Source organism: Acidimicrobiales bacterium, assembly GCA_035533095.1.
Taxonomy (GTDB): domain Bacteria; phylum Actinomycetota; class Acidimicrobiia; order Acidimicrobiales; family Palsa-688; genus DATLUM01.
In genome coordinates this window covers 1-13,184 of the sequence record DATLUM010000129.1, presented here as the reverse complement: position 1 = coordinate 13,184, position 13,184 = coordinate 1, and the positions used below count along the sequence as shown (strand labels likewise).

Sequence of the window (13,184 nt, the reverse complement as noted above, 5' to 3'; positions counted from 1 at the left end):
GTCGTTAGCGTCCTGGCAGTCGCCGGGGGCGCGTGGGTCATGTCACAGAAGTCACTGCCCGGACTCCTAGGAGCCTTCGTCACCGCTCTCGGCGGCCTAGGCGTGACCGCCTCTGCCCTGTCCACCCGGGCCAAGGCAATGGCCAAGAACCTTGTGTCCTCAATTAGTGCAGCCATCACGGCCGACCTCGTGATCGCAGCGGTCTCCGAAACGCCGCCACCTCCCTCACGTCAAGCTAAGTCCGAACCCGGCCGCCTCGCGCTCGCCGGCAGCCACGTTCGAGCCCTCGGTCCGGGGGATCTTGACCGCTCCGGTCTTTGAGCAAGCAGAGTCCCGCGCGGTCAACCAGCAGGCCCAATAGTCACCGTCGATGGGCGATCAGATCCCGCGGTGAGATCACACCCCCGTAAGTGCCGATGAGCTCGGATAGCTACCTCGGCCCTCGGATTATGAAGCGCTCGTTCTGATCGCGCCGTACGACTCGGTTCACCCCACTCGATCGATCTTGACCCATCAGCGATTGACCAACCGTATCTTCATGCCGGTCGCGTAACGGTCTCTTGGCTGGCTGAGGATCAGATGCTCAGATGTCAGTACAGGTGTCAGATGACCCAGACCACGTTACGCAACGAGCTAAACCGGCCAGGATGCTTGCGGGCTCAGCTGATTGCCCCAGCCATAGTGATGAGAGCACCAGCGATCGTCGCGGCAGTGTGAACGTCCTCCCACTTCTTCTTACGGCTCGCTGCCGTCACTGCGGTAACGATTGTGCAGACACCGCCGAGCACCATCAGATCCTTCTTGCTCACTGCGTTTCACCTCCCTCTTCGTTGTCATAGATCCATTCCGGATCCGGGATGGGTGAGGCCCACTGCTCGAGGTACTCAGCGATCTTCGGTACCTCGATGTGGTCGACGACTATGTCGACCAGGAGATGGATCAATTCGGCATCGGGTGCTTCCAGTAACCAGCCATTCAAACCATAGAACGCAAAGGTGGCGAGTAGAGCGGTTCGCTTATTGCCGTCGACGAATGCGTGATTAGCGGCGACCCCCCGCATGAGGGCCGCCGCTTTCAAATGGATTGTTGGATACGCGTCCTGCCCGCCAGCGCTCTGCCTCGGCGACATGACCGCCGAATCCAAGAGATCGCGTCTCGACAGAGGGGCCTCGGGGATCTCACTGTCGTGCATCTCGATTACTTCTTGGGTGGTCAGGTAGAGCAATAGACGCTCCTATCCGCTGAGGTATCCGGCGAGGCTTTACAGGTCCTTGAGCTTGTCGAGCACGACCCGATAGCGATCCTGAGCCTCGTTCAGCATCGTCTTCATCTGGCCGCTTCGAGCCGAGCCAGTGAGAAACTCCTGGACGGCCTGACTGATGATTTCGTTCATGGACCTCTTCGTGAAGAACGCATAGGCCTTCAGGGCCTCGTACTGGTCGGTCGGGAGTCGGACGGGAAGTTGGGTCTTTGCGGTAGTCGTAGTGGTGGTGAGGTTCTCTCGGGTGTCCATGGACCTCGGGCGCAGCCTGTCCATGCTCGGTCCTCCTAAGGGTGATCGGTGATATCATCATATCGGGATATCTCCTACCCGTCTAGAGCCCTTTTTGCGCTGTAGGCCTCGCACGTAGCCCCTCAGGGCGCGCCCGGAGCGTCAGGAACACCCGAGACTCCGAGCTAGCCCGGCTCGGAAACTGAGCCGGCGCTCCCCTCCGCACCCGTCCCGGGAGCGTCGCTGAGCGTCGAGGGCCCTCTTCATCACGGGGGAACATGTGTGTCGCTCGGCTGGCGATCCTGCGATCGGGGGCGCCCAACCCGTGGAGTTCGCCGAGCTAGCGCATAATCCCAGCTCCAGCCACCGCAGTCAGCCGATCAGAACCGGCGATCTCGCGATGTCGGTGCTGTTGCATCCAGCGCCTTCCACCGTTGATCTTCAGATCCCGCTTCTGATCGGGGCGGGATACTGGCGGGACTGAAAAACGTGGCGGTGATCGAGGGTGATTTCGAACCTGACGATCTGGAGCCGAATCGTCATTCCATCCCGCATCCATCCCGCAGCTCAGCAAATCCAGTCCAGTTCGTCGTCGTCCGGCAAGTCGCTGACCTGCGGTTTTGTATCGGGCTGGACTGGCTCGGACCCCTTTGGGGCGGTTCCCAAGCTGAGAACGCGGGTTCGATTCCCGTCGCTCGCTCTCTTGGAAACGTCCTGGTAGAGGCGCACTTTGGGTCTTCAGTCCTTCGACCGGGTGACGTACGCAAGAACGGGGAGGCTGAGAACGCGAGGTGTCATGCACCCTTGCTGGAGCGAAAAGACCCAAGTAGATACTCGACTAAGGGCCGTCTTTGTTGTGGCACGACCATGGCATGCCACGGGCAGACCATTCGACGGGCGAGCCGGTCCCAGGCGGTCGAATGCCTACATGTCCCCACGACGCGCTGGCTGAGACGAAGGTGCCTCGAACGTCCAGTCCTAGGATGATGCCGACGCGAGGGGTGAGGTTGATATGACCGACCGGTAGCCCTCTAACCGGCGTTATCAGGGGAGCTCCCGGCCTTTGGGGATACCGCTGCCCGCGATATGGGCCCTTCTGCACCATCTACTTGACAATTGTCACGTTCCTGAGCCGTCGTTCCGAGGCAGGGAGCGACGGCTGTTCGCGGCAGCGCCGAGGGTGCTCGTCGGGCCAGGTACGCAACGGCCTCGCCGACGCCGGTTCGTGAGCCTGGTCAGCGAAGGACAAAGACCCCCCAACCGAGGTAGCGGCGGCCGTACTCGAGGTGTGCCCGCCGCCACGCGACCAGCAGGTCGTGCATCTCGTCGGCCCGTGGGTCATCACGATGTGCGCTGATCCACTGGTCGATCGTCCACCACTGCGCGGCGACGTACCGGTCCCAGCTGTCGCCATCGGCGAGAACCGATGGTCGCATACTCGAAGAGGAGATCGTCGGAGAGGTGGAACCAGCTGCGGAGCTCGCCTTCCTCGCCTCCCAAGATGCCCCGCGCCCAGCCTGGGACGTCGGGTACCCACTGGCCGTTGGGAAGCGCCGCTTCTACGCACTGCCGACGGGTCGGCGGTTGTTCGACCGCAAGCTCAGATCAACCGCAAGAGATCGTTCAGCCCGATGCCGACGCCCGTGTAGGTCGCGGCGAAGCCGGCGGAGTACGCGAAGGAGGCGAAAACGACACGGCGGTGGCCAACGGGCTTGCCGCCCAGCAGGCGGATGACGGTGACGACGATCACGGTCCCGATCAGCCCGGCGGCGACCGTCACCCACACGTCCGAGTCACGCGTGATCCAGCGGGCGGGATACTTCAGCAGGCGGCCGTCTCGCAGCTTCGCGAACCTCGCTTCGAGCCTCGCGCCATGCCCATGGATCCAGCTGTCCCAGCTGCGCTGAAGCCAGTTGCAGCAGACCACATTGACGAGCGTGAACGTCCCGGTCGCGGCGCCCATCGTCAGGTACCATGGAAACAACACGGCGGCCGCGACGAGAATCGGTCCTAGGAGCAGGTCATCCAGGAACGCGTAGACGGCGACAGCCGTGCTGATGACACCGTACTTGAGCCGTTTGAGCGCGTGCGGCTCGGGCTTCGCCGCAGGAGTGCCGATGGTGGTGCCATCTTCATCTCGGCACGGATCCCCGCTCCGGTGCGCGCTCAACGGACGACGAGTACGTCGCATGGGCCTTCGACGACGAGTTCGCCGCTCACCGAGCCGGGCAGGAGGCGCTGGAGGAGCCCGCGGTCGCGGCTCACGACGATCACGTCGGCAGCGGCGCCGATGCGCTCGACCGGGGTCGCGGTGACGCCGCGGTCTGCGCGCGCGCGGCATGCTTCCGCAAGGAGGTGCTGGTGCTCGCCCCCTTCGTGAGGATGCGCGTAGCCGCTGAACGGCGGCGTCTTGTAGATCGACTCGGCGACCCTGATGACGGCGACACTCGTCCCCGGCGTACGAGCCATTTCCGGTGCCCGGGCGAGCGCGCGCCCCGCTTCGGGCGGGCCGTCGTGGCAGGGGAGGATGTTCCGGATCGGTTCGCGCCCTGCGCCATGCGTCATCGATGCCGCTCCTCTCGCTGTGCCGCGCCGGGCGCCGTCGGCTGGGCTCGCCTTCCGCGATCAGCTGGTCGCCCGGCTGCAGGACCACGAGGTCGCCCTCGACGACCTGCTCGCGTGGCAGCCGCCTCGGCTCGCCGTCGCGGAGCACGGTCGCCGTCGGCGCGACGAGCGCGGAGAGGCGGTCGAGCGACCACTTCGCCCGCACCTCTTGCACGATTCTGATCGACGAGTTGGAGACCAAGATCCCGAGGAAGGGCGCGTCCTGCCAGGAGCCGAAGGCCAGGGTGATCCCGCCGAAGAAGGCGAGAAACAGGTTGAAGACGGTGAAGACGTTGGCTCGGACGATGCCGAGGCAAGGGCGGCCCGATCCCGCCGGTTCGGACGGCCCGCCAGGCCGGCTCCCGCGGCGTGCGCGCTCGCGACTCCAAGCGCCGGCCCGAGCCGACTTCGGTCTCTGGATCGGTCAGCAGCCAGGCGTAGGCGTCGAAACCGACGTTACGGCCGATCTCCTCGAGCATCGCCGCCCGTAGAGCTCTGCCGTCATTGACGTCACGGACTGCCCGGTCGATTCGTTCGACGGCCCGGCCCAGTGACCATTCAGCCATGGACCACCGGCCTCCACGGCAGGTAGGGCGAAAACCCCAGATTGGTAGGATGGCCGACCGGCCTCCGGGTTGTCAGCATTGCCGTAGCCGTATCGACCACTACGGAGGCCGTCATGTTCACCTTGAGCATCGAGCACAGGATCACAGATTTTCCCACCTGGAAGACGGCGTTCGACCGTTTCGCCGACGCCAGAGATCAGGCCGGCGTTCTGGCTGAGAGGATCCGCCGCCCAATCGATGACGGGAAGTATCTGGTGATCGAGTTGGACTTCGAGACCAAGGAGAGGGCCGAGGCCTTCCGCCACTTCCTCACCACCGTCGTCTGGTCCAACCCCGACGCATCGCCGGCCCTATCCGGTCGTCCGACGGCGCGGATCCTGCAACCAGTCTCGACGAGTAAATGAGCAACAAGACGCGCCCGCGCACGGATCGGCTCGTCGCCCGCGCCTCACGCTGCTGCGGTCAGAGCGTCCCCAAACACGCGGGTGAAGTGTCCTCATAAGCCAGACACCTATATAGCCCGTACCGCCGGTTATCCGGTCACGAACCTCGTGTTGATCTCGCTAGCGGACGGATCACCGCTACGAACGGCCCGCTGCACTTCGCGGGCCTGCTTGCGAAGCTGGTTGAGGTCAGGGTCTTGGGGAAGCGAGGCCGTTGTCATCGCCGTATCCGTTCGCTCGACCGGCCGGTCCGCGATACCGGTCGAAAAGGAGGCCATGAACTTCGAAGCACTGGTCGATGGGTGGCTCAGCCCTTTCTGGGGACCGGAGGCGCCCCACGCGCCACCCGGGCCTACTCGTTCATGCGCGATCTAGACGACACTGGCACGACTCGCAACGGCGAGGCCTGTTCGCTCCGTTCAATCTATGTGTACATGATCGAGGAGGACGCCCGCCATAACGGGCACGCTGACCTCATTCGCGAGCTGGTCGGCGGAACAGTCGGCCTGTAGCCGGGGGGTCACGGTCGACGAGTTCGAGTAAGGCCGCGGCGATCTGATCCGGCGTCGGCGGGCACCCCGGGATGGTCAGATCGACAGGGAGGATGGCGGCCACTGGACCGGCCAGGGTGTTCTCCGCACCGATGACGTTGTGTCCGAGGGCGCAGTCACCGAGCGCGGCGACCCGGCGGGGTCCGGGCATGGCGTGGTAGGCGACCAAGAGGGCGTCGTGCATGCGGGTGGTCACGATCCCAGTTACCAGTAGGACGTCGGCGTGGCGAGGTGAGGCCACGACGCCGAGCCCGAATCGCTGAAGGTCATAGTACGGGCCTGAGGCGAGGGTGAGTTCGTGTTCACACCCGTTGCACGAGCCGGCGTCGACGTGGCGGATGGCGAGGGATCGCGGTCGGTCCGGCGAAGGCAGATCGATCTGGCGGCGCAGCCGCCGGAGGTCGCGCAACAAGGTGAACATCAGGGCCGGCCCCAGGCCTGGAGGAGCTCGAGACTGAGAGTGGTCGTCGGGGACCCCGGGCAGGCGTGGAAGAGCTCGAGGCTCGCAGTTGACGTCATCGATCGCAGCAGGCGTAGCAGAGCTCGAAGCTCTTGTTGATCAAGGGGAAGTCGGGCAACAGGTTGCCGACCGCGGCCTGGGCGACCGCCGGCCAGTTGGCGTAAGACGACGTCCGCAGGCGCACTCGGCCCACGGTGTCGCCGTTCCTCTCGACTATGCAGCTCGTGGCGCCGCGCGAACTCTCCACCAGCCCGACGCCGATCTGTATTGGAGGGGTGGAATCGTCAACAACGGCCTGGGCCGGATTAAGCGGGCCGGCGTCGAGGATCTGGCCGAGCAGGAGGAAGGTCTGGCGGAGCTCGAGCATCCGCTGTTGCATGCGGGCCTGCACATCACCCGCCGGAGACGACACGGTCGCCGGCTCGAAGTCTTGATAGTCCGGATAACTCGATATAGATCGAGCGTCATCGGCAATTCCGGTGGCTCGGGCGGCCGGGCCGACGACGCCGAGGCGCGCCGCGGTTGGCGCGTCGACGACGCCGACCCCACCGAGACGATCCTGGAACGAGGCGTTAAACGACAGCTCCCGCCAGCCCATCTCGGCCGCGGCTTCGATCTCCTGGAGGTTCTGGCGTGCTGATCGTACGGTGGCCGGATCGCACGCGATGTGACTGTGGCCGACAGCCACGCTGCCCATCAGGAACCGGTGGCCGGTGACCGCGGCGTTGATCCGCCGGGCCCGCTCGGTGAGGCCCAGGAAGTGGGCGTTGCCGGCGGCCATCCCCACGCCGGCGCAGATGGCGGCGATGTCATTGAGGTGGTTCCAGGTCCGCTCGAGCTCGAGCAGCAAGGTCCGGGCCCGGGCCAGCTCGACCGTGGTCCGCAACCCGAGCAGTTCCTCGACCGCGGTGGCGTAGGCGATGCCATTGGCGGCCGAGCAGGCCGCGCACGCTCTCGCCACGACAGGTAGCGCGTCCGGGAGCGGCAGGCCTGCGGCGGCGTGTTCGAGGCCGCGGTGCTTGTAGAACAGCCGGGCGTCGAGGTGCAGTATCCGGTCGCCTACGACGTGGAAGCGGAAGTGGCCGGATTCGATAACGCCCGCGTGGATGGGGCCCACCGCGACCTGGTAGGGGTCGTGGCCGTGCACCGCAACCGTCCAGGCCTTCAGCGCGGCCGAATGATCGATTAAGGGACGGAGGGGTTCGTGGCCTGAGAAGGCGACGCCGTGGAGGTCGTGGGCTTCGCGTTCATCCCAGGCCAGGCCGGGCGCCAGGTCGACGATCGACGGTACGGCGCCGTCCCGGTCAGCGTCGACGGCGGTGAGCTGGTTCCGCCCGTCGGGGGCAGTGAGCAACACGCGGACGGTGCGCCCACCGCCGGTCGCGTATAGGTTGCGGGCCCGCCACCCCGAGGCGAGGGCGGCCTCGATCTCGGCGCGGTACCCGGTCATGGCCGCGGTGGTCATGGCAAGCCTCGGGCCAGGGCGCTCACGAAGGCGCTCGAGGGCAGCCAGGGTCCCAGCGCGGTGAGTCCGAGCAGAAGCACCAGCGACAGCCCGCCCAGGGCGGTCACCCGACCCATGCCCGGCAAGGCGTTGCGGTGGCGATGGTGCTCCTCCCCGATCACGGTTTCGATGGTGGTGTGGGCCAGTCCCAAAAAGCCCAGGGCCAGCAGGACGGCCGCCACCGCCGCGGCCCAGGAGCGGCCGGACTCGAATCCCCCGGCCAGGATGAGCACCTCGCTCACGAACAGTGGCGAAGGTGGCAGCCCGGACAGGGCGCCTAGCGACAGACCCATGGTGCTGCCCAGCACGGGTGCGGTGCGGCCGATGCCGGTGACGAAGTGCTGGGCGGCGCGGGGTTCGTGAGCGATGAGCGGAGTGGCCGTGAAGAAGCCCAGCGACTTGGCCACCGCGTGCCCGGCGATGTGGACGGCCACGCCCGCCAGGGCGAGCGGGGTGCCGAAGCCGACTCCAATGGCGATGACGCCCAGGTGCTCCAGACTGGAGTAGGCGAGCAGCCGCTTGAGCGGCATCGGCCGCCAGAGGAACGGCACGGCCACGGCGAGCGACAGCAGCCCGAATCCGATCAAGATCCGCTGCGTGGTGTGGATGCCGACGATCGGGGCCAGGGCGCGCTCGCAGCGCCAGGCGACCAGCAACACTGCGGGCAGCAGGGCGGCCGAGAGGAGGGCCGAGACCGGAGGGGGCGCCTCCGAGTGAGCGTCCGGCAGCCAGTTGTGCACCGGCGCCCAACCGATCTTGGCGGCCAGCCCGACGATCAGCAGCAGATAGGCCGAGAGGGCGGTCGCCGACCCCGACCCGAAGCTCGCCAAGCGCCGCCAAGCGAGACCGTCGACGCCGCTGCCTCGGACACCCGCAGTCAGGATGGCTACCCCCAGCAAGGCCACCCCTAGCCCGAGCGAGGTGAGGATGAGATACTTCCAACCGGCTTCGAGCGCGTGGCGCCGGCCGTTGAAGCCGACGAGCAGCGCCGAGGCGGCTGTCGTCGCTTCGATGAGCAACCAGGCGGCGGCCAGGTTGCCAGCGAGCGGTACCGCTAGCAGCAGGGCCCAGAAGAGAAACAACACGACGTAGTAGAAGCGAACGCGGTGCTCCTCGCCGACGAAGGAGTGCCGCACTCCGCTGAGGAAGGGCCCGGACATCACGATGCTGGCCAGGCCTACAGCCGAGATGACGCCGAGGAGCAAGGCGCCGCCGGCGTCTATGACAAGCCAGGTTCCGGCGATCGGATGGGCGGCGTCCTTCACAGCAACCCAGGTGAGGGTCAGGCCGATGACCCCGGTCGCGACGGCACCGGTTATCGACAACTTGGTGACCCATCGGACCGGCGCAACCGCGACCGCGACCGTGATAAGGAGGGGCAGGTCGACGACGGCTACCGCCAGAATCTGCCTAAGTGTCACGGAGGCTCCGCAGGACGCCGCTGTCGCCCGCGCCGAACTCGGCGTAGATGCGCAGATGGAAGAGGGTGGCCACGAACGCGATCAAGGTCAGGTCCAGGGTGACGCCCAGCTCGATGACCAGTGGCGACGTGCGCGGGAACTCGAGAGCGGCGAGAGCCAGGCCGTTCTCGACCAGCACGATGCCCAGGACTTGGAACAGGGTGGCCCGTCGAGTCGCGGTACAGATCAGCCCGGCCGCCAACAGGGCCAGCACGGCGCGCTCGTCGGCGCGCGAGGTCAAACCGAGATGCGGGACCAGGCCGGTCAGGGCCAGTATCAAGGCCACGGCCATCCCAGCCCGCACGGCCGGTCCCACGCGGGCCCGCACCGGCTGGGCCTCCCGGCTGCGGGCCACCACTAGGAGGAACAGCGCGCCCAGAGCCACAGCGCGGGTGACCAGGGCGACGGAGGCGATCACCTCGCTGCCCGTGCCAGCCTGGTTGAAAGCGATGCCGGCCAGCACCAGCGCCTGAGCGGTCACCAAGCCGACCGCGATAGAGCGACGTCGCACGAAGACGATGGCCAGGGCGAGGAACACCAGCAGCCAGGCCAGCGGGCCGGTCACCGGACCCCCGTTTCCCGCGCCACGACCCCCAGCACAGCCGCGGCGGCGGCCACCGCCAGAAGGCGGGGTGCGAGCAGGATCCTCATCTTGGCCACCAGGGTTTCGGTTAAGGCCAAGCCGGCGCATAGGAGCACGAGCTCGACCGGAAGCAAACCGAGCTGGGCCCAGGCGGAGTGCGGGTGAGGCAAGAACAGCTCGCTCGCCAACACCAGCAGCACCCAGTGCCGGGCGGCGGCCGCCCATTGCAGGTAGGCCAGGTCGCGCCCGGCGTACTCGAGCAGAGGCCCCTCATGGATCATGGTCAACTCGAGGTGGGTGTCGGGATTGTCGAAGGGCTGGCGGCCGGTTTCAGCTTCGACTACCACCGCAAAGGCGACCGCACCCAGAGGAAGAGCGGGGCCGGACCAAGGCCCCCCGCCCGCGGTAGCGGCGATCATGGCCGCCAGATCGGTCGTGCCGCTCAGCACTGCGGGCACGGCCAGGGCGAGAAGCAGCGCCACCTCAGCGAAGACGGCGACCGTGAGGTCGCGGCTGGCGCCCATGAGCGAGAACCCGTTGGCCACGTCCCAAGTGCTGGCGGCGGCCGCGAAGCGGGCCAGGGCGAGGATCCCGACCAGCGCTATGAAATCGTGGCCGAAGCCGAGGTTGGGGCCCGAGCCGGCGACTGGGGCGATCACCACGGCCGCCACGGCACAGGCGGCGATGACGGCCGGCGCCCATCGGTATACGGCCGTGGTCCCGCTGACGTCGACGGAGGTCTTGCCCCACAGGCGCCGCAGCTCCCGGTAGGGCTGCCATGGCGACGGACCCCGCCGGCCCTGGAGCCGGGCCTTCCAGTGCTGGATCGCTCCGACCATCAGAGGCGACCCGGCCAGGCCGCCGACCACCTCGAGGACACCCGCGGAGACGGCGGGAGCGTTCATCCGAGCCAGCCGATGCGGCCGGCCATCAGGACCACCACGACCAAGCCGATCAGGTACGCGGTGTAGGTCCCGAGGCTCCCGCTTTGGAGGCGGCGGGCGTGGGCGGCAGCGGCCAGCGACCAGCGGGCGACCGGCCGGTAGACGCGGTCGTCGATGAGGTTCGGCACCTCGCCCCTATAGGAGACCTCCGTCAGCACTCCGGACTCCGTGCGCACCTCGAGCTCCCGTCGAGGTCGGAGGACAACTTCGAGTACCAGCTGTAACGGCTTGGTGAACCCGGCGCCCGTCCACTGCAGGCGGGGCACGATCTCCTGCCCGCAAACCCAGGTGGGCGCGGGGGCGGCGATGCGGGCGCCCCGCATCCGGACGAGCGCGACGGTCACGCCGGCCAGCAGCAGTCCGATGGCGAGCGTGGGCAGAGAGCCGGTGCCCGGTGGATTCAACCCGGCGATGGTCGAACCCGGCATCGGCCAGGGCGCTAGCCGGGCCAGCCGGCTGACGAGCAAGCCGGGAACGACGCCCAGGACAACGCAGGAGCCGGCCAGGGCGATGACGGCGTGACGCATCGCAGGAGCCACCTCGTTCGTCTCGCCAACGCTCTGTCTACGAGGGGGGCCGAGAAGGACCAGACCCACCACTTTCACAAAACAGAACACGGCGAGGGTGGCGGTCGCGGCCAAGGCGGCCATGGCCACGGTGCCGTACAGGCCATCAGCTGGGCGGCCCGACATGGCCACGTGCACCAGAGACTCGAGGGTCAACCACTCCGAAGCGAAGCCGTTGAGGGGCGGGAGTCCGGCGATCGACATGGCCCCGATCAGGAAGGCGGCGCCGGTCCATGGCATGCGCCGGAGCAGGCCGCCCAGGCGGTCGAGTTGCAGCGAGCCGGCCGCCCGCTCGATGGAGCCGGCGCCGAGGAAGAGGAGGGACTTAAAGACGGCGTGGTTGAGGGTGTGCAGCAGGGCGGCGGCCAGGGCGAAGCCGGCCCAGGTGCTGTCGCCCCGGGCCCTCAGCAACAGGCAGGCGCCCACGCCGAGAACGATGATGCCGACATTCTCGATGGAGTGCAGCGCCAGCAGGCGTTTGAGTTCGTGCTGGAAGAGGGCGTAGGTCACGCCGCCCAGCGCCGACACCGCGCCGACGGCGAGCACGAGCACGCCGAACCAGGTCGGGAGCAAGCCGAGCCAGTCGACGAACACCCGGATCATGGCGTACACGGCCAGCTTGATCATGACGCCGCTCATCAAGGCCGACACCGGGGCCGGGGCGATGGGGTGGGCGCGGGGCAGCCACGAGTGGAGCGGTACCAGGCCGGCTTTGGTGCCCATGCCGACTAGCGCGGCGAGGGCCACCGCTATTTGCAGGCCCGAGCCGGTGGCGATGACGCCCGGCGGGCCGAAGGCGGCGGCCTTGGCCAACAGCAGCACGGCCACCCAGGTGCCGGCGCCGCCGAGGTGGGTGATGGCCAGGTAGTAGAAGACGGAGCTGCGCGACTCCCGGTCTGCGGCCCGGTAGATGAGGATGATGGTCGCCGGCAGGAGGGTCATCATCTCCCAGCTGGCGAGAAAGGTGACCGGATCACGGGCACACAGCAGCACGGTCATCGACACGACGAAGGCCCCGGTAAGGCTGGCCATCGCTCGATCGCGGCGTCGGTCAGCCAGGTACCGTGAGGAGTAGCCGAGGGCCGGCGCGGCGACCACCCCGAGGGTAGCGAGGAACAGACCGCTTTGCCGGTCGACACCAAGGCGCGGGGTCAAGTGGCTGGTGAAGGCGGCACCGACTTCGTGACCCGTGGCGAGGATGTAGAAGCCGGCGACCGCCAAGAGCGCGGCACCTGCGGTCTGCAGGGCCAACCCTGTCCGCAGACCGCGGCCCGCGAAACCGCTCAGCCCGGTGCCGGCTGCCAGGCCGAGCATGGCCGCGTAGAGCAGAACCACGGTCACGAGCGCTTGAGGTCGCGCAGGATCGACTGTTGAGCGGCGATCTGATGCGTGATTATGTCGCGACCGGCCGCGAGGAGATCGAACACCCGGGCGTCATCGACCCGGTAGTACACGGTGGTCCCCTCTCGGCGGGACTGGACCAAACCGATGCGCCGCAACGACGAGAGATGCTGGGACATGCCACCCGAGTCCAGGTCTAGCTCGGCCTGCAAGCTGCCCACTGAACGCTCGCCGTCACGCAGTAACTCCAGCACCCGGACCCGGGCCGGGTGGCCCAACACGCGGAAGAGGGTGGCCTTGGCCTCGTGCACGGGGCGGGCATTGTGCGGCACCCTCCGAACGTAGCTCCTAATCTTCGAATAATCAAAGATAGGGAGGGTCGCTATTCGATCTGGCGGCGATCGGCACGCACACTGCCGGGGCAGGTGGTCGAACCTCACCTGCGAAACCCGGCCCCGTCTAGCCTACGATCCCGACCCCGCCCAGATCGACACGGGGCGTCGAAGACTCGCCCTGAATACGCGTCGAACGGTCGGGTGGCCGGGGGCATTGCAGCCCCCGGCTCCCACAGATCCCGGCGTGACAGTCTCCCGTCACCGGGCTCTTCTCATCAGCCTGGTTGCGCGTCCCAGCGGACCCATTGCCAGTGAGCGAAGAGACGGGGCTGTCG

General features: G+C 67.3%; 16 protein-coding genes. 3 read left to right on the top strand and 13 right to left on the bottom strand.

What is annotated here, in order from left to right; translation table 11 throughout:
• Window positions 1–321: hypothetical protein (locus VNF71_15180; protein HVA75899.1), on the top strand; the 321-nt coding region annotated here is incomplete at its 5' end.
• 338 nt (window positions 322–659) lie between these two features.
• Here VNF71_15180 and VNF71_15175 read toward each other — a convergent pair.
• From VNF71_15175 to VNF71_15150, 6 genes are all read right to left on the bottom strand, one after another.
• Window positions 660–809, bottom strand: a complete 150-nt coding sequence (locus VNF71_15175) for a hypothetical protein (protein ID HVA75898.1) — start codon at window positions 807–809, stop codon at window positions 660–662.
• The gene (locus VNF71_15170) at window positions 806–1,225 is read right to left on the bottom strand and encodes a type II toxin-antitoxin system death-on-curing family toxin (GenBank protein HVA75897.1); all 420 of its coding nucleotides are present in this window, start codon (window positions 1,223–1,225) and stop codon (window positions 806–808) included. The genes VNF71_15175 and VNF71_15170 overlap by 4 nt, the downstream gene beginning before the upstream one ends.
• 36 nt (window positions 1,226–1,261) lie before the next feature.
• Window positions 1,262–1,537 (bottom strand): hypothetical protein, encoded by a 276-nt coding sequence (locus VNF71_15165; protein HVA75896.1) that lies wholly within the window; start codon window positions 1,535–1,537, stop codon window positions 1,262–1,264.
• 1,190 nt (window positions 1,538–2,727) lie between these two features.
• On the bottom strand, window positions 2,728–2,928 hold the full coding sequence (locus VNF71_15160) for a hypothetical protein (protein HVA75895.1): 201 nt from the start codon (window positions 2,926–2,928) through the stop codon (window positions 2,728–2,730).
• Window positions 2,929–3,092: 164 nt separating this feature from the next.
• Window positions 3,093–3,662 carry a hypothetical protein gene (locus VNF71_15155; GenBank protein ID HVA75894.1) on the bottom strand — a complete coding sequence of 190 codons (570 nt, stop codon included), beginning with the start codon at window positions 3,660–3,662 and terminating at the stop codon, window positions 3,093–3,095.
• Window positions 3,659–4,057 (bottom strand): universal stress protein, encoded by a 399-nt coding sequence (locus VNF71_15150; GenBank protein HVA75893.1) that lies wholly within the window; start codon window positions 4,055–4,057, stop codon window positions 3,659–3,661. The genes VNF71_15155 and VNF71_15150 overlap by 4 nt, the downstream gene beginning before the upstream one ends.
• A 2-nt stretch (window positions 4,058–4,059) precedes the next feature.
• Here VNF71_15150 and VNF71_15145 point away from each other — a divergent pair, with 2 nt between their 5' ends.
• Window positions 4,060–4,587 (top strand): hypothetical protein, encoded by a 528-nt coding sequence (locus VNF71_15145; protein ID HVA75892.1) that lies wholly within the window; start codon window positions 4,060–4,062, stop codon window positions 4,585–4,587.
• A 188-nt stretch (window positions 4,588–4,775) separates the two neighbouring features.
• The gene (locus tag VNF71_15140; protein ID HVA75891.1) at window positions 4,776–5,066 is read left to right on the top strand and encodes a hypothetical protein; all 291 of its coding nucleotides are present in this window, start codon (window positions 4,776–4,778) and stop codon (window positions 5,064–5,066) included.
• A 513-nt stretch (window positions 5,067–5,579) separates the two neighbouring features.
• Here VNF71_15140 and VNF71_15135 read toward each other — a convergent pair.
• The 7 genes from VNF71_15135 to VNF71_15105 form a co-directional block, all read right to left on the bottom strand.
• Complete coding sequence (locus VNF71_15135; GenBank protein HVA75890.1) at window positions 5,580–6,077, bottom strand: hypothetical protein; 498 nt, start codon at window positions 6,075–6,077, stop codon at window positions 5,580–5,582.
• A gap of 94 nt (window positions 6,078–6,171) precedes the next feature.
• Window positions 6,172–7,581, bottom strand: a complete 1,410-nt coding sequence (locus tag VNF71_15130) for an NADH-quinone oxidoreductase subunit C (GenBank protein ID HVA75889.1) — start codon at window positions 7,579–7,581, stop codon at window positions 6,172–6,174.
• Complete coding sequence (locus VNF71_15125; protein HVA75888.1) at window positions 7,578–9,041, bottom strand: proton-conducting transporter membrane subunit; 1,464 nt, start codon at window positions 9,039–9,041, stop codon at window positions 7,578–7,580. Before VNF71_15125 ends, VNF71_15130 begins: the two co-directional genes overlap by 4 nt.
• Complete coding sequence (locus VNF71_15120; GenBank protein ID HVA75887.1) at window positions 9,031–9,645, bottom strand: hypothetical protein; 615 nt, start codon at window positions 9,643–9,645, stop codon at window positions 9,031–9,033. The genes VNF71_15125 and VNF71_15120 overlap by 11 nt, the downstream gene beginning before the upstream one ends.
• Complete coding sequence (locus VNF71_15115) at window positions 9,642–10,568, bottom strand: NADH-quinone oxidoreductase subunit H (protein ID HVA75886.1); 927 nt, start codon at window positions 10,566–10,568, stop codon at window positions 9,642–9,644. Before VNF71_15115 ends, VNF71_15120 begins: the two co-directional genes overlap by 4 nt.
• Window positions 10,565–12,514, bottom strand: a complete 1,950-nt coding sequence (locus VNF71_15110; protein ID HVA75885.1) for a proton-conducting transporter membrane subunit — start codon at window positions 12,512–12,514, stop codon at window positions 10,565–10,567. The genes VNF71_15115 and VNF71_15110 overlap by 4 nt, the downstream gene beginning before the upstream one ends.
• Window positions 12,511–12,825 carry a metalloregulator ArsR/SmtB family transcription factor gene (locus tag VNF71_15105; protein ID HVA75884.1) on the bottom strand — a complete coding sequence of 105 codons (315 nt, stop codon included), beginning with the start codon at window positions 12,823–12,825 and terminating at the stop codon, window positions 12,511–12,513. Before VNF71_15105 ends, VNF71_15110 begins: the two co-directional genes overlap by 4 nt.
• Window positions 12,826–13,184: the final 359 nt, after the last annotated feature.